This window comes from Micromonospora sp. NPDC049523, assembly GCF_040676775.1.
In the GTDB taxonomy this organism is placed as follows: Bacteria; Actinomycetota; Actinomycetes; order Mycobacteriales; family Micromonosporaceae; genus Micromonospora_G.
Map to the genome: position 1 here is coordinate 90,821 of NZ_JBFAPP010000024.1, position 21,864 is coordinate 112,684.

The 21,864-nt window shown below is 71.1% G+C and carries 15 protein-coding genes; 9 read left to right on the forward strand and 6 right to left on the reverse strand.

What is annotated here, in order from left to right:
• Positions 1-3,822: a hypothetical protein gene (locus tag AB0J90_RS29480; protein ID WP_363601364.1), complete on the reverse strand. Its 3,822-nt coding sequence runs from the start codon at positions 3,820-3,822 to the stop codon at positions 1-3.
• 152 nt (positions 3,823-3,974) lie between these two features.
• Here AB0J90_RS29480 and AB0J90_RS29485 point away from each other — a divergent pair, with 152 nt between their 5' ends.
• Together AB0J90_RS29485 and AB0J90_RS29490 are read left to right on the forward strand one after the other, a co-directional pair.
• A complete protein-coding gene (locus AB0J90_RS29485) occupies positions 3,975-4,892 on the forward strand; it encodes a hypothetical protein (RefSeq protein WP_363601366.1) in 918 nt (305 codons plus the stop codon).
• A gap of 145 nt (positions 4,893-5,037) precedes the next feature.
• Positions 5,038-6,234, forward strand: a complete 1,197-nt coding sequence (locus AB0J90_RS29490; RefSeq protein ID WP_363601367.1) for a low temperature requirement protein A — start codon at positions 5,038-5,040, stop codon at positions 6,232-6,234.
• 20 nt (positions 6,235-6,254) lie between these two features.
• Here AB0J90_RS29490 and AB0J90_RS29495 read toward each other — a convergent pair whose 3' ends face one another.
• Both AB0J90_RS29495 and AB0J90_RS29500 read right to left on the reverse strand, forming a co-directional pair.
• Positions 6,255-6,734 (reverse strand): hypothetical protein, encoded by a 480-nt coding sequence (locus AB0J90_RS29495; RefSeq protein WP_363601369.1) that lies wholly within the window; start codon positions 6,732-6,734, stop codon positions 6,255-6,257.
• Positions 6,735-6,841: 107 nt separating this feature from the next.
• Positions 6,842-7,261 carry a DUF2809 domain-containing protein gene (locus AB0J90_RS29500; RefSeq protein WP_363601371.1) on the reverse strand — a complete coding sequence of 140 codons (420 nt, stop codon included), beginning with the start codon at positions 7,259-7,261 and terminating at the stop codon, positions 6,842-6,844.
• 290 nt (positions 7,262-7,551) lie between these two features.
• On the opposite strand from AB0J90_RS29500, the gene AB0J90_RS29505 reads away from it, so the two are divergent.
• Together AB0J90_RS29505 and AB0J90_RS29510 are read left to right on the forward strand one after the other, a co-directional pair.
• Positions 7,552-8,724, forward strand: a complete 1,173-nt coding sequence (locus AB0J90_RS29505; protein ID WP_363601373.1) for an alanine--tRNA ligase-related protein — start codon at positions 7,552-7,554, stop codon at positions 8,722-8,724.
• Between the two features lie 130 nt (positions 8,725-8,854).
• Entirely contained in the window at positions 8,855-10,546 is a 1,692-nt protein-coding gene (locus AB0J90_RS29510; RefSeq protein WP_363601375.1) for an NB-ARC domain-containing protein, read from the forward strand.
• A 133-nt stretch (positions 10,547-10,679) separates the two neighbouring features.
• Here AB0J90_RS29510 and AB0J90_RS29515 read toward each other — a convergent pair whose 3' ends face one another.
• A complete protein-coding gene (locus AB0J90_RS29515; RefSeq protein WP_363601377.1) occupies positions 10,680-11,639 on the reverse strand; it encodes an ion transporter in 960 nt (319 codons plus the stop codon).
• 113 nt (positions 11,640-11,752) lie between these two features.
• On the reverse strand, positions 11,753-14,659 hold the full coding sequence (locus AB0J90_RS29520) for a BTAD domain-containing putative transcriptional regulator (RefSeq protein ID WP_363601379.1): 2,907 nt from the start codon (positions 14,657-14,659) through the stop codon (positions 11,753-11,755).
• Positions 14,660-14,882: 223 nt separating this feature from the next.
• On the opposite strand from AB0J90_RS29520, the gene AB0J90_RS29525 reads away from it, so the two are divergent.
• Both AB0J90_RS29525 and AB0J90_RS29530 read left to right on the forward strand, forming a co-directional pair.
• Positions 14,883-15,353: a PLAT/LH2 domain-containing protein gene (locus tag AB0J90_RS29525; protein ID WP_363601381.1), complete on the forward strand. Its 471-nt coding sequence runs from the start codon at positions 14,883-14,885 to the stop codon at positions 15,351-15,353.
• A gap of 167 nt (positions 15,354-15,520) precedes the next feature.
• The gene (locus AB0J90_RS29530) at positions 15,521-16,489 is read left to right on the forward strand and encodes an FAD-dependent oxidoreductase (protein ID WP_363601383.1); all 969 of its coding nucleotides are present in this window, start codon (positions 15,521-15,523) and stop codon (positions 16,487-16,489) included.
• Here the strand turns inward: AB0J90_RS29530 and AB0J90_RS29535 are convergent.
• A complete protein-coding gene (locus tag AB0J90_RS29535) occupies positions 16,482-17,375 on the reverse strand; it encodes a hypothetical protein (RefSeq protein ID WP_363601385.1) in 894 nt (297 codons plus the stop codon). The two genes, AB0J90_RS29530 and AB0J90_RS29535, sit on opposite strands and share 8 nt — an antisense overlap.
• Positions 17,376-17,716: 341 nt before the next feature.
• Here AB0J90_RS29535 and mmsA point away from each other — a divergent pair, with 341 nt between their 5' ends.
• From mmsA to AB0J90_RS29550, 3 genes are all read left to right on the forward strand, one after another.
• Positions 17,717-19,264: a multiple monosaccharide ABC transporter ATP-binding protein gene (mmsA, locus tag AB0J90_RS29540; protein ID WP_363601386.1), complete on the forward strand. Its 1,548-nt coding sequence runs from the start codon at positions 17,717-17,719 to the stop codon at positions 19,262-19,264.
• Positions 19,261-20,559: a multiple monosaccharide ABC transporter permease gene (gene mmsB / locus AB0J90_RS29545; RefSeq protein ID WP_363601388.1), complete on the forward strand. Its 1,299-nt coding sequence runs from the start codon at positions 19,261-19,263 to the stop codon at positions 20,557-20,559. Before mmsA ends, mmsB begins: the two co-directional genes overlap by 4 nt.
• A gap of 63 nt (positions 20,560-20,622) precedes the next feature.
• Positions 20,623-21,720, forward strand: coding sequence for a sugar-binding protein (locus AB0J90_RS29550; protein WP_363601390.1), 1,098 nt, complete (start codon positions 20,623-20,625; stop codon positions 21,718-21,720).
• The last annotated feature ends 144 nt before the right edge of the window (positions 21,721-21,864 follow it).

Below are 21,864 nucleotides of genomic sequence, written 5' to 3' on the forward strand. Positions count from 1 at the left end.
TCAGCGGTCGAGCAGGAAGGCCCGCCGTTCGTCGGGGGTGAAGGGCCGGTCCTGCCTGCTCGCGGCGGCGGCGAGGACCCGGTCGACCGGACCGCAGACGTCGCAGTTCCAGGTACGGACCGAACCGTCCGAGTGGACCGTCGCCGCGCGCCCACCGTCGGGGCTGAACGCGAAACCGAGCGGCCCCGGTCCCAGCGGATGCAGGGTGACCGGCTCGGTGGTGCCGGCATCCGCGGCCCAGAGCTGAATTCCGGTCAGCTCGCCACCACCGAGCAGCGCCAGATGGCGACCGTCCGGGGTGTAGGTCAGCCGGGTGGTGGCCGCGCCCTGCCCGGCGGCGGCCAACAGGGTCGCCGCGCCGCCGTCCACCGGCCAGATCCGAATCGTGCTGTCCAGTCCGAGGCTGGCGACGCTGCCACCGCGAGGGCTGTACGACAGCGAGGTCACCGCCCCGTCGTGCCGGCCGAGGGACACCCCTTCGGTGGTGCCGGCGGTCACCGGTCGGATCGAGACGGTGCCGTCCTCGGCCCCGGTCACCACGTGCCGTCCGTCCGGGGCGAACGCGGCAACGGAACCGGCGGGGGCCAGCAGCACGGCGCTCGGCGTACCGGCCTCGATCCCGTCCCAGACCCGTACGCCGCCCGGTCCGCTGGTCAGCAGCCGGTGGCTGTCCGGGCCGAAGACGAGCCGGCTGGATCCGGCCGCGTCGAAGGTGGCGGTCAGCGTACCGGTCGGCCAGGCCCAGATCCGTACGGTGCCGGCCGAGTCGAGGCTGGCCACGCGGGTGCCGTCGGGTGCGAACGCCACCTCCGACACCATGCCGGAGTGACCGGGCAGGGTTGTCGTCTCGGCGGGCTCGGCGGCGAGCGTGATGTCGCCGGTGGGAGTCGGCGTGATCGTGGTGATCCGGACCAGTCCGTCGCCGATGCCGCCGGTGGCGAGGTGGCGGCCGTCGGGGCTGAACCGGGCCACGTGCACCAGGTCGTCGTGCGGGTGGGTGACGTCCGGGTGGAACGGCCCGTCGATGTCCCAGGAGCGGATCGTGCCGTCCTCGCCGACGCTCACCAGGTGTCCGTCCGGCCCGACCGTGGCGGCCCGTACGGCACCGGCGTGGCCGCGCAGCGGCAGCGGGTCACCGGGCACGGTGGTGTCCCAGAACCCGAGTACGCCGTACCCGTTGGTGGTGATCAGCCGTTGCCCGTCCGGGCTGAACGTCGCCGGGGTCACCCCGCGCAGCCGCCCCAGTACGGTCGGCGGCCCACCGGACGCCGCCCAGATCCGCAGGGTGCCGGCCTGGCCGCCAGCCACCCGGCTGCCGTCCGGGCTGAACAGCAACTCGTCGGTGTCGACGGAGTCGGGCAGTTCCACCGGGGGCCGCCCGGGCTCGGCCAGGTCCCAGATCCGGGCCGGTGACAACCCGGTGCCGGCGGCCAGCCGCCGCCCGTCGGCAGACCAGGCCAGCGTGAAGACGCCACCACGACCGTTGTACGGCATCACCCGAGGTACGGCCGCAGTCCCGGACAGGTCCCACAGCCGTACGGTCCCGTCCGCGTCCCCGCTGGCCAGGTACCGTCCGTCGGGGCTGAACCGGACGTCGCGTACCGGGCCGGTGTGGCCGGGCAGCAGGATCGGCCCCCGGTCGGGTGCCGAGGCGTCCCAGATCCGCACCACCGGTTGGTTGTACGAGGCGGCCACCCACCGGCCGTCGCCGCTGATCGCCACCGTACGCAGGTCCGCGCCGGGATCGGGCAGCGCCGGGGCGAGGGCGGTGGAGGAGTCGGTGGCGTGCCAGACCCGTACGGTGCCGTCGGGGGTGCCGGCGACCGCGTGGCGGCCGTCCCTGGTCAGCGCCGCCGCCCGGTTCCGCGGCCCGAACACCGACCGGACCGACAGCTCCCGCCAGTTCAGGGTGGCCTGCCGCAGCACGGTCTCGGCCCGTACGTCCGGCCGGAACCGGTACGCCTCCCGCGCCAGCAGGAAGGCCAGTTGCGGGTCGCGTTCCATCTGCGCTCTGGCCCCGGCGACGAGTTGCCCGTGCAGGGCGTTGTCCCGCTGGTCGGCGGCGCGTCCGGCCTGGACGACCGCCAGCGACGCGAGCACGGTGACAACCGAGGCCACCCCGGCGAGGGTGCCGAGCACGACCCGTCCCCGCCGACGCCTCCTGGTGAGCCGTAACTCGTCGGCCCGCTGGCTGCCGGCGAGGAAGTCCCGTTCGGCGCGGGTCAGACTGTCCGGCTGGGCATCCGCCCAGACCCGGGTCCGGGACAGGGCCAGCCCGCGCAGCAGCGCGCCCGGGTCGTGGTCCAGCGACTGCCACACCGCCGCGGCCTGGGTGAGCTGGCGGTGGGTCCGTACGCCCTCGCGGTCCTCGTCGAGCCAGTCCCGCAGCCGGGGCCAGGCGTCGAGCAGTGCCTCGTGGGCCACCCGGACCCACTGCCCGTCCACGGTGACCAGTCGCGCGCCCGCCAACCGCTCCAGTACGGACGCGGTGACCGGGTCGGCGTCGTCGAGTTCGTCGCGCGCCAGCCGGCGGCTGGTCACCGGCTCGTCCCCGGTGCCGACCTCGACCATCCGCAGCAGCACCTGCCGGGCCGCCCGCCGCTGGTCGGTGTCGAACTCCTGCCAGATCCGCTCGGCGGTCTGGGCGACTGCGCCGTCCAACCCGCCGGCGGCTTCGTAACCTGCCAGGGTCACGGCGTTGCCCCGGCGTCGCCACCACGCCTCCAGTAACGCGTGCGATGCCATCGGCAGGGCGCCGGCCCGCCCGGCGACCTGCGCGACGATGGTCGAGACCAGGGCGCCCTCGACCATCGCGCCGGCCCGCTCGGCCGGTCGGACGACCGCGTCGCGGACCTGCGGCGGCGTCATCGGTCCGAGCAGCACCTGCGCCTGCGTCAGCGCCGCCGGCAGGTCCGGCAACTCGGCGCAGCGGCCGTAGAAGTCGGCCCGGACGCCGAGGACCACCCGCAGCCGGCTGTCCGGTGCCCGTACCGCGGCCAGCAGGGCGGCCACGAAATGCTCCCGTGTCGCGCCGTCTCGGCACAACGTGAAGACCTCTTCGAACTGGTCCACGACCAGCCATAACTCCGGGTCCGCGGGCTCACCGCCGACCGCCTGACGAATCGTCAGGTGCAGGTGCGCCGGGTCGGCGGCCAGGTCGGCACGCAACGCCCCGGCCGGCACGCCGGTCAACCGGGCCAGCCGTACCGCCAACTCGCCCACCGGGTCGGCTCCCGGCGTCAACACCAGCACCACCGGCCGGCGCGGCCCCGGTTCCGGTTCCGGTTCCGCCGAGGGCTGCGACTGCGGGGTACGTCCGGCGAGTGCGGCCGGTACGAGTCCCGCCCGCAGCAGGGAAGACTTGCCGCTGCCGGAGGCGCCGAATACCCCGACGAGTCGCGCTCGCGCCAACCGCCGCAGGAGGTCGTCGACCAGGTCCTCACGCCCGAAGAACCACTCGGCCCGCTCCGGCCCGTACGCGGCCAGTCCCTGGTACGGCACCTCCTGGTCGGTCCCGTCCGGGTCGGGTGACATCCCACCGGCAACGGTTCCGGGTGCTGCCGACCGGGCGGCGTGGCGCCACCGCTGCTCCCACTCCGGACCGTTCCCACCGCACCCCGCCACGTACGCCAGGGTGACCGCGAGCGTCGGCAACCGCCTGCCCCCGGCGGCCTCGGACAGGGTAGTGGCGGAGAAGTGCGCCCGCCGGGCCAGTTCCCGGTAGCCCGGCCGGCCGGCCTTCTCCCGCAGCAGGCGCAGCCCGGCCGCGAATTCCATGATCTCCGGGTCGCCCGGACCCAGCTCACCCTCCGGCCGTGGCACCCAGCCCTCCAAGGTCCATTTCGGTCCAGCTTGTCCGCAGTTGATTGTCCGGCTTGCCGGCCCGAAGCCGGACAACGAGTCGGCGACTAGACATCGATCCAGCGGGTTCCGAACGGTGCCCGCCGTAACACTCGACGAGGGGGAACCCGGCAATGTCCAAGATCTCCAGCAGGGGCAGGCTCACTGCCCTGACCAGCACGATCGGCGTACTCGTGGGCCTGACCGCGGTTGTCGCGGTGGCCGCGGCGCCGGCGGCGGCCCGACCGGCACCGGCGGACCGGGCGGCGGTCGCCGCGTCCGTGGTGCGGTTCAACGCCATCTGGGAACCGGGCGGCGACGGCCGGCCCACGGCACACACCCACACCGCGAGCCAACTGCTCCAGCGCAACTCGGAGCTGTTCGACCTGGGCTACCGGATCGATTCGCTGACCCAGGTGAAGCTGGACAACGGCGAGCTGCGCTACGACGCGATCTGGAAGCCCGGCACCGGCGTCAGCCCGTTCGTGGTCGGCTGGACCGAGGCCCAGTTCTTCGCGCAGAACTCGGTCTACTGGGCGCAGGGGCTGCGGGTCTGGCGGATCAACCGTTACCTACACAACGGGGCGATCCTCTACGACGCGATCTGGAAGCCGGGCACCGACGGCCGTCGGTTCGTGGTGGACTGGACGCTGGCGGCGTTCCGCGCCGAGGACACCCGGATGCGGGCCCAGGGTTACCGGTTGATCCAGGCGAGCGGTGTTAACCAGTCCGGCTCGACGTCCGGCGACATCCGCTACATCGGCATCTGGATGCCGGGTACGGACCTCCGGCCGACGATCCTCGGCGCGACCTGGGACGAGATGATCCAGGCGAACTCCAACAACTGGGCGATCGGCTACCGGATCAAGTACCTGAACGTCTACCGGACGGTCGGCGGCGCGCTGCGCTACGACGCGATCTGGGAGCCGGGCAGCGACGGGCGGCCGTCCGTCACCGCCTGGACCTTCCCGGAGCTGATGGCGAAGAACGGGGAGATGTGGGCGGCCGGCTACCGGATGACGGTGGTCCAGCCGTACCTGAACTACAACTGAGTCGACCGGTGCGGCGGGCGCTGTTGCCCGCCGCACCGGCCCCGCGGTCGCGACCCAGCGTCCGGGCCGTGTGCTGGCTCGTTGGGACCTGGAGATCGTCGATCGGTGAGGAGGGAGCCGTGTACGTCTTCGGTCTGCCCGCCCGATGACCGGTGCCGAGCAGCCCGGTGTGCTGCGCAGCGCGGAGAGTACGCAGCGGGCCACGTTCCTCGAACTCTTCTTCGACCTCGTCTTCGTCTTCGCGCTGACCCGGATCTCGCAACGGTTGATCACGGACTTCGGTGACGAGCGCCGGATCCTGTTGTCCGAGGTCGGTCAGACGCTACTGCTCTTCCTGGCCCTCTGGCTGGTCTGGTCGTTCACCGCGTTGGTCACCAGTCGGCTGGACCCCGACCAGCCGGCGATCCAGCTCATGGTGGTGGGCACCATGTTCGGCGCGTTGGTGATGGCGGTCGCGGTGCCGAAGGGCTTCGGTGAGCGGGCCGTCGTGTTCGCCGGGGCGTACGTCGCGATCCAGATCGGCCGGACCCTGTTCCTTCTGGTGATCAACCGTTCCGAACGGGACGTCGGCTTCCGGTTGCTCTTCTGGCTCGGACTGAGCACGGTGCCCTGGTTGCTCGGTGCCCTGGTCGCGCAGCCCTGGTTGCGCGGCGTGCTGTGGACCGCGGCGGTGCTGCTCGACTACGGCGGGGTGATGCTGGACTGGCCCACTCCCAGGCTGGGCCGGGCCCGTACCGAGGGGGTGTCGATCGCCGGTGAGCACCTGGCCGAGCGCTACCAGCAGTTCCTGCTGGTCACCCTGGGCGAGTCGGTCCTGGTGATCGGCCTGACCTTCAGCGGGGCCAGCTTCGCCCTCGACCGGAGCACCGCGTTCCTGGTGGCGTTCCTGACCACCGTGCTGCTCTGGCGGGTCTACTTCCACCAGGCCGGACATCTGCTGCCACTGGCCATCAGCGTCGCCCGCCGGCAGCTCCGGTTCGGCGTGTCGATGTCCTTCTCGCACCTGTTCATGGTCGCCGGCATCGTGCTCACCGCGGTCGGCTACGAACTCTCCATCGCCCACCCGCTCGGGCACACCAGCCCGGTCTGGCTGTACGCGATCCTGGGCGGGCCGGCGCTGTTCCTGGTCGGGCGGGCGTTGTTCGAGTACCAGGTGTTCGCCCGGGTGTCCCGGTCCCGTACCGGCGGCTTCGTGGCGCTGGGCCTGCTCGCGTTGGCGCTGGTGCACACCTCACCGCTGGTTGCCGGCGCCGCGGCGGCGGCGGTACTGGCCGGGGTGGCGGTCGCCGACGCGCTCCGGGCCCGGAGCACCGGTCCGGAACAACCCATGCCTCCGGCGTGACCGCCGCCGGTTGCCCGCGATCACGCCCGGTCGAGCCGGTAGAGCGTCGCGACGGCGGTCAGGCTGTAGGCGACGTACGGCAGCGCGTCCTCGAACCAGTCCTGTGCCCCCCACCGCCGGGGGTTCGTCACGCCCAACGCCGCCATCGGGCCGTCCGCGACCAGCATGCCGCCGAGCCCGATCAGTGCCGCCGCCACCGGTGGCGCCGGACGCCGTCGTCCGGTGAGCGTGGCGAAGAGGGCGACGGTCAGCACCCCGTTGGCGAACCCGAGCAGTGGTCCGAGGCCGGCACGGCGCTTCGCGGCCGGCTCCTCCGGGCCGAGGCTCAGGTGGGCCTTGGCCACGAGCCGCTGCACCATCCGCTCGTGGCTGTTGCTCATCGGGCGCGCCCGTACCACCACGTCCAGGTTGCTGACCAGCTCACGGGCCAGGGTGGCGGCCGCGCCGGCCAGGACGCCGTTGGCCAGGTTGGTCAGCGGGTGCCCCCGGTGGCGCGACATGAGATCCCCTCAGCTCCGGTGCGCTCCTCAGCTCGCCGCGGGACGCGGCCCCGGCCGCTTACCCGTACTGTTGCGCCGCATTCCCGACCGACGGAAGGGATGAGGACTCACACCGAGGCGGTGGCCGTACCGACTGTCCGGTTCCGGGCCCGTACGCGGATCAGCCGGTGCAGCACGACCAGCGGTACGACGCCGACCGGGTACCAGGCCAGGTCTACCGGGTCGAACTGCACACCCAGCACGAACCGGGCCAGCAGGCTGCGCGCCGACAGCGCAGCCGGTACGGGAGTCAGTTGTGCGATCTCGACCAGCCAACAGAATCCCGTGGTGAACCCGCCGGCCACCAGCGCGGTGATCGGTGGCCACACGAACACCACCGCGGCGTAGACGATCGACGCGTACAGGGCCGTGCCCGAGTACTGCTCCAGGGCACCGCCGAAGAACGCGCGGATGCCCAGGGCGACGGCCAGGATGACAACCGCCGACGCCGACGTCACCAGCCGGATTTTCCATGGGTTGAGCGACACCCGAAGATCGTAGCGACGATCCACCCGGCGCCCCTTCTGTCGGGACGGGGACCCGGCGGGGTGTAAACCGCTGGGCGCTGGCCCGCTACGGCGATACAGTCGGGGACGTGGAGATCACCCATGGGTACACCGCCGCAACCGCGCGAGCTACCAGCTCGTCGGTTGCCGCCGCCTGATCTCCCGATTCCCCGCCGGCGACCGGAAACGGTCGCCCGGCGCATCGGTTCATCCCAGCCCGTCCCGCGCCAGTAGCCCCCTTTCCGGTCGTCATGACTCGAAAGGCCGCTGCCATGACACCGGACCGGATCGTCCGCACCTTCGTCGACTACTACCGCGAGCGGGGACACCTGTTGGTGCCCGACACCTCGCTGATCCCGCCGCCGGGTGACCCGGTGCTCTTCACCACCTCCGGCATGCACCCGCTGACCCCGTACCTGCTGGGGCGTCCGCACCCGCTCGGGCGGCGGCTGGTGAACCTCCAGCGCTGCCTGCGCACCACCGACCTGGACGAGGTCGGCGACCCGACCCACCTGACCGTGTTCGAGATGCTGGGGTCGTGGTCGCTCGGTGACTACGACGGCTCGCAGAGCCTGCGCTGGGGCTACGACCTGCTGCGCGAGGGCTTCGGCATCGACCGGGACCGGCTGCACGCCACGGTCTTCGGCGGCGACGACCTCGTCGGGCCGGACACCGGTTCGCTGCGGACCTGGGGCGAACTCGGCGTACCGGTGGAGTTGACCGGGGAGGAGAACTGGTGGTCGAACGGGCCGACGGGACCCTGCGGCCCAGACTCGGAGATATTCGTCTGGACCGGACAGACCCCGCCGGAGGGCACGCCGGGGACCGACGACCGCTGGATGGAGGTCTGGAACCACGTCGGAATGCGCTACCACCGCCACGACGACGGCCGCCTCGAACCGCTGCGGCAGCCCAACGTCGACACCGGCATGGGGCTGGAGCGGATGGAGATGGTGCTACGCGGCGGACGTTCGGTGTTCGAGGGCGACGGCTTCGAGCCGTGGGTGCGTACCGTCTCGGGGCTGTGGGGACAGGAAGGGGAGTCGCTGCGCCGGGTCTGCGACCACCTGCGGTCCGCCGTCGTGGTCGTCGGTGACGGCGTACGACCGTCGAACACCGGTCGGGGGTACGTGCTGCGCCGGCTGGTTCGCCGGGTGCTCACCACGCTCTGGCGGGACGACCTCTCGTCGAGCCTGTCCGACCTGCCCCCGGAGCCGTTGCTGCACACCCTCGACCGGTTCCGCCAACGGGTGGACGTCGGTGACCTGCGCGATCTGCTCTGCGAGGAGGAGCGCCGGTTCCGGGACCTGGTCCAGCGCGGGCGTCCGTTGGTCTCCCGGACCCGTTCTCGTGGTCCGTTGACCGACCAGGACTACCACTACCTGCACGACACCCACGGGTTGCCGCGCGAACTGGTCGACGGCCTGCTGGGCGGGGCGGGCTGACGGGTCCCCGACGACGCTGCGGATACGCAGCGCAGCGGCGTAGAGCACATTCGGTGGCTTCCGACGATGATTGCGGACGGAGTCTGGACACTGTGGATTTCCCACGGCCGGTGTCGCCTAGCGTCGGGGAATGGCACATGAAGAGCCGCTGGCACAGTTCGCGGCCCGGTTGCGCGAGTTGCGCGCGGTATGCGGTGGACCGTCGGTGCGGGACCTGGCGGAGTACATGAGGGAGGCCGGCCGGTCGTTTCCCCGGTCGACGATCAGTGACAAGCTCGCCGGTGTCTCCAAGCCGTCGTGGGAGTTCGTCGAGGCGTACGTGCGCACCTGCGCCCGTCTCGGCGGGCACCCCGCCGACCTGGACGACTGGCGTTCGTCGTACCGCAGGCTCTTACAGGAGCTGGCGGAACGACGCTCCGGGCACCGGCAGGCGGTCGCCGCGCACCTGGAACTCACCGCGACCGGCCCGACGGCGCGCCCGGTGCCGGGCCTGCTACCGGCCGCGGACCCGCCGCGTCAACTACCCGGCGACGTGCCGGCCTTCACCGGCCGCGAAGCCGAATCCGCCGCCCTGGACGACCTGCTGACCACGGCGGCGTCGGCGGGGGCGGTCGCGGTCGTCTCGGGTACGGCGGGAGTCGGCAAGACCGCGCTGGCGGTGCACTGGGCGCACCGGGTGGCCGCCACGTTCCCCGACGGGCAGCTCTACCTCGACCTGCGTGGGTACGACGTGGACGCACCGGTCACGCCGGTCCGCGCGCTCGAGGGTTTCCTGCACGCGCTCGACGGCAACCGGGCCCAGCCGTGGGGCGGCGTCGACGAACTCGCGGCCCGGTTCCGGTCCCTGGTCGCCGGCCGGCGGATGCTCCTGGTGCTGGACAACGCGAATTCGGTCGAGCAGGTACGCCCGCTGCTGCCCGGCACGGCGTCCTGCTTCGTGCTGGTCACCAGCCGCGACCGGTTGACCGCGCTGGCCGTGCGGCACGGCGCACGCCGGGTGGCATTGGACCGCCTGCCGCTGGACGAGTCGCTGCGCCTGCTGGGAGCGCTCGTCGGGCCGCGGGTCACGGCCGACCCGGAGTCGGCCGCCGTGCTCGCCCGGAGCTGCGCCCAGCTCCCGCTCGCCCTGCGGATCGCCGGGGACCTGGCCGCCGCCCGCCCGACCGCCCCGCTGGCGGACCTTGCCGTGGACCTCGCCGACGAGCAGCACCGGCTCGACCTGCTCGACGCGGGCGGCGACGAACGTACCGACGTCCGGGCGGTCTTCTCCTGGTCGTACCGGCGGCTGGATCCGCCGGCGATGCGCCTGTTCCGGCTGCTCGCCCTGCACCCCGGGGATTTCGACCGGTACGCCGCGGCGGCGCTCGCCGGCCTGCACCCGGCACAGCTGCACCGGCCCCTGGAGACGCTGCTGCGCACCCACCTGGTCCAGCGGGTGGACGGCGACCGGATGGAGTTGCACGACCTGCTCCGCGCGTACGCCAACGAGCTGCTTCGTGACGACGAGCGCCGGCGGGTCGACGTCCTGGTCGACTACTACCGGCATGCCGCGATCGCCGCGCTGGACGTGGCCTCACCGGACGACCGGTACGACTGGCTCAGCCGCGGCGGTTACCCGGGGACGCTGCCGTCGTTCGCCGACCCGGGGGCGGCCCGGCGCTGGCTGGACGCGGAGCGGTCGAACCTGATGGCGGTGACGGACTACGCCCACCGGCACGACCGGTGGGAGGAGACCAAGGAGCTGTCCGCGATGCTCTGGCGCTACCTCGACCTCGAGCCGGCGACCGACGGTGAGCACCTGCTGCTGTCCTATTCGACCTAGGAAGGGAACAGGTCGTCAGAGCGCGGTGGCGTAGGTGCCGCGGCCGCGCGTTCCACGGCACCCGGGCGGTCGCGTTCGGGTGCCGGTTCGCGACCACCCGATCGCGATAGTGGTACGCGGTCGGGTCCGATGATCAGGTGCGGCTGCCGGCCGTACGCCGGGCTTTCGACCGCCTGCGGCGCGGCCGGGCCGGACTCGGGGCGGGCTGCCGCTGCCGGACCAACTCGGCCTCGAGGGCGTTCAACGCGGTCCGCAGTTCGCGCAGCCGTTCGTCGACGAGCTGTGTGCTCTCCGGCGGGTCCGGGACGGCCGGAGGCGCAGGCGCAGGGGTCGGCTGTTGCTCGGGTACCGCTGCCGCGGCCGGCTGCTCGGCCTGGTGGGCCTCCTCGAGGGCCTTGAGTACGATGCCGATCAGCAGGTTCGTGAGCAGGTACGACGCCACGATGATGTACGACGTGTAGTAGGGGATGCTCCACTCGGAGACGAGTCGACCGGTTTCCAGCGCGTCGGTGATGCCGTCCAGCGAGAGCAGCAGGAACAGGGTGAGCATGGCCCGCCCGACGGTGCCGTACCGGTCCGGGTAGGCGTCACCGAAGGTCATCCAGCCGACCATCGCGTAGAGGTAGACGGTCAGCGTCGCGATCAGCAGGAAGCTGCCCAGTCCGGGTAGGCTGCGCAGCACCCCGCCGATGATCATCCGCAGGCTGGGGAAGAGGCGTACCGCCCGGACGACCCGGGCCAGCCGGAACAGCCGCAGCAGGGTGACGTTCTCCCGTACCCCGGGCAGCAGCGGCGCGCAGACCACCAGCAGGTCGAAGACGTTCCACCCGTCGCGGAAGAAGCCGCGCGGGGCGGCGAGGTGCGCGCCGAACCGCAGCCCCAGTTCGAGGGTGAAGCAGGCCAGGCAGGCGTACTCCACGGCCAGCAGGGCGCCGCCGGCCCGGTCCAGGGCCCTGTCGTACGTCTCGACACCGAGCACGACCGCGTTGACGATGATCACGCCGAAGGCGACCGCGTTGAACCACTCGGCGCCCACCACCCGCTCACACCAGCTCGCCACTCGTGATCTGACGGCAGCCGGAACCTCGTTCACGCCGAGCACTCTCCCCTGTGGATCAATCTGTCGCGGGGGCAGCCTACGGGCGTACGATCCGACGCCGCACACGCCGTCCGGCCGTACGACGATCCTCGGGTCGATCGGGGTGGTCAGCAGCCGCCGGTGAACGCGGCCTCGTCCGAGCGTCGCAAGGCGTGCACCGGCGGTACCGGTGTCCTGGGCGGCAGCGGACGTTGTCCGGTCCGGTGCACCTTGGCCCGTACCTGCTCGGCGTCGGGATGGCCGAGCGCGTCGAGGATGTCGAGGGCCACGAGCCAGCTCTGCCGCGCGGCTTCCGGGACGCCCGAGGCGTGGTGGCTGTCGCCGATGTGGGTGAGCGTGTCGGCCTCGTAGTAGCGGTCGCCGACGTTACGGAACAGGTCGACCGCCCGGCGGTAGCACGCGATCGCCTGCCGGTAGTTGCCGAGATGGTGGTGGGCGTAACCGAGGCTGTCCCAGGTGTTCGCCTCACCGAACCGGTCGCCGACCCGGCGCAGCAGCACGAGCGCGCGTTCGCAGTGGTGCAGGGCCTGCCCGTGGTCGTGCAGTTGGGCGTACTGCCAGCCGACCGAGTTGAGCGCACGGGCCAGCATGGCGAGGTCACCCACGGTTTCGAACAGGCCGAGTGCCCGCTGGGCGTGGGCGAGCCCCTGCCGGTGTCGTCCCTGCCGGGAGTACACCCAGGCGATGCACCGGTCGGTGTGTGCCTGCCCGGCCAGGTCACCGAGGTCGCCGTACAGGCCCGCCGCGAGGCGCAGGTGGGCGTGCGCGTCGGCGAACCGGCCCAGTTGCGCCCGGGCCCGCCCGAGACCGCAGTGCACGCTCGCCGCGGCCCGGCGGTCGGCCAGTCGCCGGGTGGCGGCGAGCGCGGTTTCCTGGGTGGCCGCCCAGTCCCGCCAGTGCCCCTTGCGGTCCAGGAAGTCGGCCATGGTCCAGGCCAGCCGCCAGACGTGGCCGTGCAGGCCCTCGTCGGCGGCTCGCGCGACCGCGTTGAGCAGTACCGGATGCTCGGCGCTGAACCAGGCCAGCGCGGCGTCGGCGTCCGTGCTGACCGCCGCCGTGACGCCGGGGCGGGCGGGTTCCAGGTCGATCAGGTCCCGGAACGGCTGCAACAGCCGGGCCTGGGCGTACGCCGAGTGCAGGTAGTGGTCGAGCAGCCGGTGCGTCGCCCCCCGGCGTTCGGACTCGCTTTCGAGTTCGCGGGTCAGCTCCGCGGCGTACGAGCGCAGCAGGTCGTGGAAGCCGAACCGGCCGGCGGTGTGCTCGACCAGCAGGTGGGCGCGGGCGAGGGTGGCCAGCAGCGTACGTGCCTGGCGCGGCGGCACACCGGCGAGGCTGGCCGCGGCGGGGGCCGAGATGTCCGGACCGGGATGCAGCCCGAGCAGCCGGAACAGTCGACCGGCGTCCGGGCTCAGCGCCCGGTAGGACCAGGAGAAGACACCGCGTACGTCGGTGGCGGGGTCACCGCCGTCGAAGGCGTCCAGCGCACCCGCGGCGCTGCGCAGTTCGTCGGCGAGCGCGGCCAGGGGGAAGCCGGGGCGGGTCGCGGCCCGGGAACTCGCGATCGCGAGGGTGAGCGGCAACCCCGCGCAGCTCGCGATGATCTGGTCGACGGCGTGGGGTTCCTCGGCCACCCGCGCCGTACCGAGCCGGCGGACGAGCAGGTCACGGGCCTCGACCGTCGGTAGCGGATCCAGCGCGAGCGGGTACGCGCCCTCGGCGGCGATCAGCGGCGTGAGCTGACTGCGACTGGTAACCAGCACGAGGCAGCCGGCGGAGCCGGGCAGCAGCGGCCGGACCTGGTCCGGGTCGCGGGCGTTGTCCAGCACCACCAGGATCCGTCTGCCGGCCAGCAGGCTGCGGTACAGGGCGGCCTGCGGTGCCAACCCGACCGGAATCCGTTCCACCGGCACACCGAGCGCGTCCAGGAAGCCCCGGACCGCCTCGGCCGGGTCCATCACGGATCCGCCGGCGTCGAACCCGCGCAGGTTGACGTAGAGCTGACCGTCCTCGAAGTGGCCTGCGACCCGGTGTGCCCAGTGCACCGCCAGGGTCGTCTTGCCCACCCCCGGAGTGCCCGAAACGGCGGCGATGATCGGCGTCGGGGGACCGGCGCCGTCGAATCCGCCGAGCAGCCGGTCGAGCCGGCCGAGTTCGGCGCCGCGGCCGGCGAAGGCGCGTACGGCGGGCGGAAGCTGGGCCGGCACCGAGCCGCGCGCGGCGGCGGGCCCGGAGTGGTCCACCGCCGCCGGCCCGGCACCCACCTCGATCGCGGGCGGCACCGGGTCGAGCGCCGGATCCTGGAGCAGGATCGCGTTCTCCAGATCACGCAGCGTTGGCCCGGGCTCGATGCCCAGGTCCTCCCCGAGCCGGTGCCGCAACCGGCGGTACGTCGCCAGCGCGTCGGACTGCCGGCCGGCCCGGTAGAGCGCGAGCATGAGCTGTTCGTGGATGTGCTCGTCGAGGTCGTGTTCCTGGCTCAGCAGCTCCAGTTCCGGCACCAGCCGGGCGTGTTCACCCAGCGCCAGCCGGACGTCGGTGAGGGCCCGTACGGCCACCAGACGGACCCGCTCCAGCCGTTCGGCCTGCTCGTCCAGCCAGACCGGGCCGGCGACGTCCACCAGCGCCCGTCCGCGCCACAGGTCGAGGGCGGCCCGCAGGCAGGTGTCGGCGTGCGCGTGGTCGGCGGACCTGGTGCCTTGCCGGATCAGGTGTTCGGCCGCACCGACGTCCACCGCCTCGGCGGGCAGGTCCAGCAGGTAACCCGGTCGCCGGGCCACGATCGGAGCCGGCGCGCCGATCGTGCGGCGCAGGTACGACACGTGGCTCTGCAGGCTGTTCAGCGCGGTTGCCGGTGCCCGGTCGCCCCAGACGACGTCGATGAGCCGGTCGGTGCTGACGATCTCGCCGGGATGCAGGGCGAGTACGGCGAGCACCGCCTTGCGTCGCAACCCGGAAAACGTACGCGGTGCGCCGCCGACGGTCACGTCCACCGGCCCGAGCAGCCTGACGCGCATATCGTCCCGCCCCCACCCCACCGGATATTTGAGCCCAGGTTATCGGCGGCGCGACGGGTCCCGGACGGCTCAGTCGGACATTGGACCATCCACGGTTTCAGCGTCGCGTCAGCACCGTTGTGGGAGGCCCTGCGAGATTCATGTGCAGCGCCGGCAACCCGCCGACGTGCACCATTCCGGATCTCCACCCGATTTCCGGATCTCTATCGCAGGGAAGGTCGTCATGCGTTTCCGTATCCCGATCGTGCTCGCCAGCGCTCTCGTCGTCCTGATGGGCGCGCTCGGCGCCGGCAGCGCTGCCGCCGCGGCCCCGGCCGCAAAGCAGGGCGACGTCGGCATCAACGCCGTCACCAGGTACTGGATCTTCGTGCACACCGCCAACATCCAGGACGCGGGCACCGACGCCACCGTCCGGATGAAGGTCTACGGCACGCTCGCCGAGTCCCCGGGTTATGTCAACCTCGATAATTCCGTCGACAACTTCGAGCGCAACAGCAACGATACGTTCGGTCCGTTCTCCTGGTTCGACATCGGGCGGCCCGACTTCATCGGCGTCTACAAGGGCAGCAACGGATCCGAGTGGTACCCCGAATATGCGATGGTCTATTCGGAAGCCACCCGGATCTGGTACCAGTGCCCGATGAACGCGTACTACGGCGACGGCGAGGAAACCCGCTGGTTCGACTGCCCGTAGTGGGGATTCCGATCATCTGAACTCTATTCGCGACACCCGATCGTGCCCCGGTCGCCGAAACGGATCATCCGTCCCGGTGGCCGGGGCACCGCCGTCCGTTGCCGCCGGAAGGGCCGCCGCCGGGTTCGCCCTGGACGTGGACGGCACCGGGGGAGTTCGCTGGACGCATGGTTGACGTGGTGGTCGTCGGCGCCGGGGTGGTGGGTCTCACCTGTGCGGCGAGGTTGCAGCGTGACGGCGTACGGGTGGCCGTGGTGACGGCGGACGAACCGGCGGCGACGGTGTCGCGGATCGCCGCGGCGGTCTGGTACCCGACCCGCACCGAGGGCGACCCGCGGGTGCTGGACTGGTCCCGGCGCACCTTCGAGGAACTGGTCGAGCAGGCACGACGGGGCGTGCCTGGGGTGGTGATGCGGCCGACCCGGATGCTGCTGCGCGGCGTGGACGGGTTGTCACCGTGGTGGGCGGCCGCCGTACCGGACTTCCGCGTGACCGCCGCGGCCGGTCTACCGGACGGCTACGCCGGTGAGTGGCGGTTCACCGTCCCGTCGGTGGAGATGGGCCCCTACCTCGACTGGCTGCTGCAGCAGGTCACGGCGGCCGGCGGGATGCTGGTACGGCGACGGGTGACCCGGCTGGCCGACGTCGCCGAACTGGCCCCGGTGGTGGTGAACGCCACCGGCCTGGCCGCTGGCGTGCTGGCCGGTGACGAGGCGGTTCATCCGGCCCGTGGTCAGATCGTGCTGGTCGGCAACCCCGGACTGCACGTCTCCGTACGGGACGAGGAGAACCCGGCCGGGATGACGTACGTGCATCCGCGCAGCCGGGACGTGGTGCTCGGCGGCACCTTCGACCGTGACGTGTGGGACACCACACCGGACGAGGCCACCGGGCGGGCCATCCTCGACCGGTGCGTCGCCCTGGTGCCGGAACTGGCCGGCGCGCCGGTGCTGGCACACCTGGTCGGGCTGCGGCCAGCGCGGCACGGCGGGGCACGGGTGGCGGTCGACGCCGCGGTCCTGCCGGGCGGATCCACGCTGGTGCACAACTACGGACACGGTGGAGCCGGTGTCACGCTCTCCTGGGGATGCGCCGACGAGGTGGTCGAGCTGTGCCGGGGACTGGTGGTCAATTGACCACGGACCGCAGTGGTGCGGCGAGCGCGGCGAACCGGTCGGCGGTGTGCACCTCGCCGGGCAGGTCGAGGATCGGACCGAGCGCCGCGGCCCAACCGTGGCAGAACAGTTCCCACCCGTCGTGCACGGCCAACCCGTCCGTACGCCGGGCCTGGCGCAGTATGGCCAGGTCACCGCGGTAGTTCAGGTCCCACACCACCGCGCCGGGCGGGAATTCGGCGACCGGCGACAGCGGACTGCCGGGCCGGTCCTTGCCCAGCCCGGTGGCGTTGACCACCAACGTCCCGGCCGGACTCCGCTCGACCGTGCCGTCCCACGGGCCGGCACCGACGTGCACCTCGAGACGGACCCCGCGATCGGCAGCCCAGGGGCCGAGGACCGAACGCAGGTGGTCGCGGGCCCTGTCGTCGCGGTCGGTGAACACCAACCGGGCGGGCGGGTCCGGTCGGGCCAGCAGGTGCCGGCCGAGGGCGATCGCGGTGCCGCCCGCGCCGAGACACACCACCCGTTCACCGTGGGGCCAGATCCGGTCGACCACCCGACCGACCGAGATCGGATCCCGGGCGAAGCCCGTCAGGCCACCTGAGCTGCGGCGCAGGGCGTTGACCTCGCCACATTCGGCCGCCAGCGGGTCGAGTCGGCCGATCAGGTCGCCGGCTGCGGTCAGCAGGGCCACCTTGTGTGAGGTGACGACCGCGCCGAGCGCCTCATTGTCGGCGACCAGTTCCTCGACCAGGGTGCGGTACACCCCGGCGGGCGCACCGAGCGGCACGTCGCGGCCGGTCAGGCGTACGTCGAGACCGAGGTCGGCCATCCAGATCGGAAACGCGTGGTTGACTGTCGACTCAGCGGTCGACACCCCCACGAACCACACTGTGGACGTCACCGACCAAGTATGACCTTGACCTGGTCGGCCCGCTTTGTCCGACTCAGCGGCATTAGCGCGGCCGTGGAGCGCTATCCGGGCTGTGACCTCCATAAGTGTCCCCGTGAGGGAGCGCGATCAAATGTTGCGAAACATCCTCGGCTCCCATAGGTTGCTTGCCGCTACAAGACTGAACGGCTGATGTCGAACTTCCACGGAGGCAACGATGACGTTGGTGACGTGGCGCGGCCCGCTGCGGGCGAGCGCGCCCGGGTGCCTCCGGCTACCGGGGCGTGACCACCTGGCGGCTTCGGCCGCGGCACCCGCGTGCGCGTGTGCGAACCCGGCCGGGAGCCGCAGCCATGAGTGACGGTCCCATCCTGCTGGAAATGCGTTCGATCACCAAGGAGTTCCCGGGCGTCAAGGCGCTCGCCGACGTGAACCTGGTGGTCCGGGCCGGTGAGATCCACGCGATCTGCGGCGAGAACGGCGCCGGCAAGTCGACCCTGATGAAGGTGCTGAGCGGGGTGTACCCGTACGGCAGCTATTCCGGTGACATCGTCTACCGCAACGCCGAGTGCCGGTTCTCCGACATCCGGGCCAGCGAACACGCCGGCATCGTGATCATCCACCAGGAACTCGCGCTGGTCCCCGGCATGTCCATCACCGAGAACCTCTTCCTCGGCAACGAGCCCCGCCGTGCGGGCGCGATCGACTGGAAGGCCGCGAACCGCCGGGCGCTGGAGTTGATGGCGAGGGTGGGACTGCGGGAGGACCCGGACACCCTCATCAAGGACATCGGCGTCGGCAAGCAGCAGCTCATCGAGATCGCGAAGGCGTTCGCGAAGGACGTCAAGCTGCTCATCCTCGACGAGCCGACCGCGGCCCTGAACGAGGCCGACTCGCAACACCTGCTCGACCTGCTGCGCGGGTTCAAGGAGCGGGGCATCACCTCGATCATCATCTCGCACAAGCTGAACGAGATCGAGCAGATCGCCGACTCGATCACGATCCTGCGCGACGGCCGGAGCATCGAGACGCTCGACGTCAAGGCGGAGGGCGTCAACGAGGACCGGATCGTACGCGGCATGGTCGGCCGGGAGCTGAGCAGCCGGTTCCCGGAACACACCCCCTCGATCGGGGAGGTGTTCTTCGAGGTGCGCGACTGGACGGTCCGCCACCCGATCTCGGCCGAGCGTCTGGTCTGCAAGGGCTCCAGTTTCAACGTCCGTCGCGGCGAGATCGTCGGCTTCGCCGGGCTGATGGGCGCCGGGCGTACCGAGTTGGCGATGAGCGTCTTCGGTCGGTCCTACGGCACCTATCTGTCCGGGCAGATCTTCAAGGACGGTCGGGAGATCGTGCTGAAGTCCGTGTCGGACGCGATCGACCACGGGCTGGCGTACGTCAGCGAGGACCGCAAGTCGATCGGCCTGAACCTGCTCGACGACATCAAGACCTCGATGGTCTCGGCCAAGCTGCCCAAGGTCTCCACCCACGGGGTGCTCGACCAGGTGAAGGAGTACCGCGCGGCCGAGGGGTACCGGACCAGCCTGCGGGTCAAGGCGCCGACCGTCGACGAGGGCGTGACCAAGCTCTCGGGTGGCAACCAGCAGAAGGTGGTCCTGGCGAAGTGGATGTTCACCGACCCGGACCTGCTGATCCTCGACGAACCGACCCGCGGCATCGACGTGGGCGCCAAGTACGAGATCTACGGCATCATCCAGCGGCTCGCCGACCAGGGCAAGGGCGTCGTCATCATCTCCTCGGAGCTGCCCGAGCTGATCGGCCTGTGTGACCGCATCTACACGGTGTTCGAAGGAACCATCACCGGCAACATCGACAAGCGGGACGCGGACCCGGAGACCCTGTTGAAGCAGATGACCTCAGCGAAGAAGACGCAGACGCCATGAGTCGTATGAAAGACCTCCAGAAGTCCCTGTTCGGAGGGACGACCTCGAACGCCCGACAGTTCGGGATGATCTTCACGCTGGTGGCGATCGTCCTGCTGTTCCAGTTCCTGACCAACGGGCTCACCCTGAACTCGGGGAACCTCATCTCGCTGGTGAGTCAATACTCCTACATCCTCATCCTCGCCATCGGGATGCTGATGGTGATCGTCGCCGGTCACATCGACCTTTCCGTCGGCTCGATCGCCGCGTTCGTCGGCATCGTGGTCGCGAAGGTCATGCAGGAATACTCCGTGCCGTGGTTCCTGGCGATCCTGATCGGCCTGGCCGTCGGCGCCCTGATCGGCGCCTGGCAGGGATTCTGGGTGGCGTACGTCGGTGTGCCGGCGTTCATCGTCACCCTCGCCGGCATGATGCTGTTCCGGGGCGGCAACCAGTTCATCGGCAACGCCGACACCATTCCCGTACCCGAGGGGTTCAGGTTCATCGGCTCCGGCTTCCTTTGGGAGGTCGGCCCGGACACCGGGTACAACAACCTCACCCTGCTGCTCGGGCTCGCCGCCTGCGCGGCCGTGGTGATCCGGGAATGGCGGCTGCGCCGGACCCGGCGGGAGATGGAGGCCGAGGTCGCACCAATGTGGATCTCGGCGCTCCGGGTCGCCGTCGCGCTCGGTGTGATCGTGTACGTGACCCTGCGGTTCGCCGGTGGCCGGGTCGGCACCAGCTTCCCGGTCTCCGGCATCATCCTCGCCGTCCTGGTGCTCGCCTACTCGTTCATCACCCGTAACACGGCCGGCGGCCGGCACATCTACGCCGTCGGCGGCAACGCACGGGCCGCGGAGCTGTCCGGTGTCAAACTCCGGCGGGTCAACTTCTTCGTGATGATGAACATGTCGGTCCTCGCGGCGCTCGCCGGCATGATCTTCGTCGCCCGATCCGCCGCGTCCGGACCGCAGGACGGGCTGGGTTGGGAGCTCGACGCCATCGCCGCCGTCTTCATCGGAGGCGCCGCGGTCTCGGGTGGACTCGGCACCATCAGCGGTTCGATCGTCGGTGGCCTGGTGATGGCCGTGCTCAACAACGGCCTGCAGCTCATGGGTGTCGGATCGGACCGGGTCCAGATCATCAAGGGCCTGGTGCTGCTGCTGGCGGTCGCGCTCGACGTCTACAACAAGAACCAGGGACGGACCTCGATCACGGGGGCGTTCATGCGCCAGTTCCGCCGGCAGGCCGCCGTCGGACCGGCGCCCACCGCCGAGACGGGCTCCGCGCCCGCGAAGACCCCGGTGGCCAGCTGACGGTCACCGCCGACGGGGCGGAACACATCTGCCTCGCCACCTCGAAGAAGGGCCACCACCACCATGCGTAAGTTCCTCGCCAGGAGCGTCGCGCTCAGCGCCGTCGCCCTGCTGGCACTCACCGCCTGCTCCGAACGTGAGGGTTCCGACTCCGGCTCGACCGGGTCGGAGAAGGGCTTCGCCGCGAACGCGCTGATCGGTGTCGCGCTGCCGTCGAAGACCTCGGAGAACTGGGTCCTCGCCGGTGACCTGTTCACCAACGGCCTGAAGGAGGCCGGCTTCCAGTCCGACGTGCAGTACGCCGGTGCCTCCACCATCGTCGCCGACCAGCAGGCGCAGATCTCCGCGATGATCACCAAGGGCGCCAAGGTGATCATCATCGGCGCGACCGACGCCGCGCAGCTCTCGACCCAGGTCGAGGCCGCCAAGGCCGCCGGCATCACCGTGATCGCGTACGACCGGCTGATCACGAACACCGCGGGCGTGGACTACTACGTCGCCTACGACAACTTCAAGGTCGGCCAGCTCCAGGGCGAGGCGCTGCTCAAGGGCATGAAGGAGAAGAAGCCGACCGGCCCGTACACCATCGAGCTGTTCGCCGGCTCGTCGGACGACAACAACTCCGGGGTCTTCTTCAACGGTGCGATGGACGTGCTGAAGAAGGAGATCGACGCCGGGAACGTCGTGATCGGCTCCGGCCAGACCGACATCAAGCAGGTCGCCACCGACGGCTGGAAGGCGGAAAACGCACAGCGGCGGATGGACTCGCTGCTGACCGCCAGCTACAGCAGCAAGACCCTGGACGGCGTGCTCTCCCCGAACGACACCCTGGCCCGCGCGATCATCACCTCGGTCAAGGGCGCCAACAAGCCGCTGCCGGTGGTGACCGGGCAGGACTCCGAGGTCGAGTCGGTCAAGTCGATCATGGCTGGCGAGCAGTACTCGACCATCAACAAGGACACCCGCAACCTGGTCAAGCAGGCCATCCAGATGGCCAAGGACCTGCAGGGCGGCAAGGACCCCGAGACCAACGACACCAAGTCGTACAACAACGGCGTCAAGGTCGTCCCGGCGTACCTGCTCCCGCCGCTGATCGTCACCAAGACCAACGCGGTCGAGGCGTACGCCAACGACCCGAAGCTCGCCCCGCTCACCAAGTAACACCAGCTCGGCCGCCCGACGAAGCGGCAGGAACGGGTCCCCGGAGTTTCGGAACCCGGGGGCCCGGGCAGGCGGGTCGGGGGGGGGGCAGGTTGGAGGGGGGGGGCCCCCCGAACCGCGGGGTGGCGGGGGGGGGCGGCGCCG

Excerpts from the sequence above, each read along its gene's own strand:
- mmsA (WP_363601386.1), top strand. The coding sequence starts at position 17,717 with ATGAGTGACGGTCCCATCCTGCTGGAAATGCGTTCGATCACCAAGGAG.
- AB0J90_RS29520 (WP_363601379.1), bottom strand. The coding sequence starts at position 14,659 with ATGCGCGTCAGGCTGCTCGGGCCGGTGGACGTGACCGTCGGCGGCGCA.
- AB0J90_RS29510 (WP_363601375.1), top strand. The coding sequence starts at position 8,855 with ATGGCACATGAAGAGCCGCTGGCACAGTTCGCGGCCCGGTTGCGCGAG.
- mmsB (WP_363601388.1), top strand. The coding sequence starts at position 19,261 with ATGAGTCGTATGAAAGACCTCCAGAAGTCCCTGTTCGGAGGGACGACC.
- AB0J90_RS29530 (WP_363601383.1), top strand. The coding sequence starts at position 15,521 with ATGGTTGACGTGGTGGTCGTCGGCGCCGGGGTGGTGGGTCTCACCTGT.
- AB0J90_RS29505 (WP_363601373.1), top strand. The coding sequence starts at position 7,552 with ATGACACCGGACCGGATCGTCCGCACCTTCGTCGACTACTACCGCGAG.
- AB0J90_RS29490 (WP_363601367.1), top strand. The coding sequence starts at position 5,038 with ATGACCGGTGCCGAGCAGCCCGGTGTGCTGCGCAGCGCGGAGAGTACG.
- AB0J90_RS29550 (WP_363601390.1), top strand. The coding sequence starts at position 20,623 with ATGCGTAAGTTCCTCGCCAGGAGCGTCGCGCTCAGCGCCGTCGCCCTG.
- AB0J90_RS29495 (WP_363601369.1), bottom strand. The coding sequence starts at position 6,734 with ATGTCGCGCCACCGGGGGCACCCGCTGACCAACCTGGCCAACGGCGTC.
- AB0J90_RS29525 (WP_363601381.1), top strand. The coding sequence starts at position 14,883 with ATGCGTTTCCGTATCCCGATCGTGCTCGCCAGCGCTCTCGTCGTCCTG.
- AB0J90_RS29485 (WP_363601366.1), top strand. The coding sequence starts at position 3,975 with ATGTCCAAGATCTCCAGCAGGGGCAGGCTCACTGCCCTGACCAGCACG.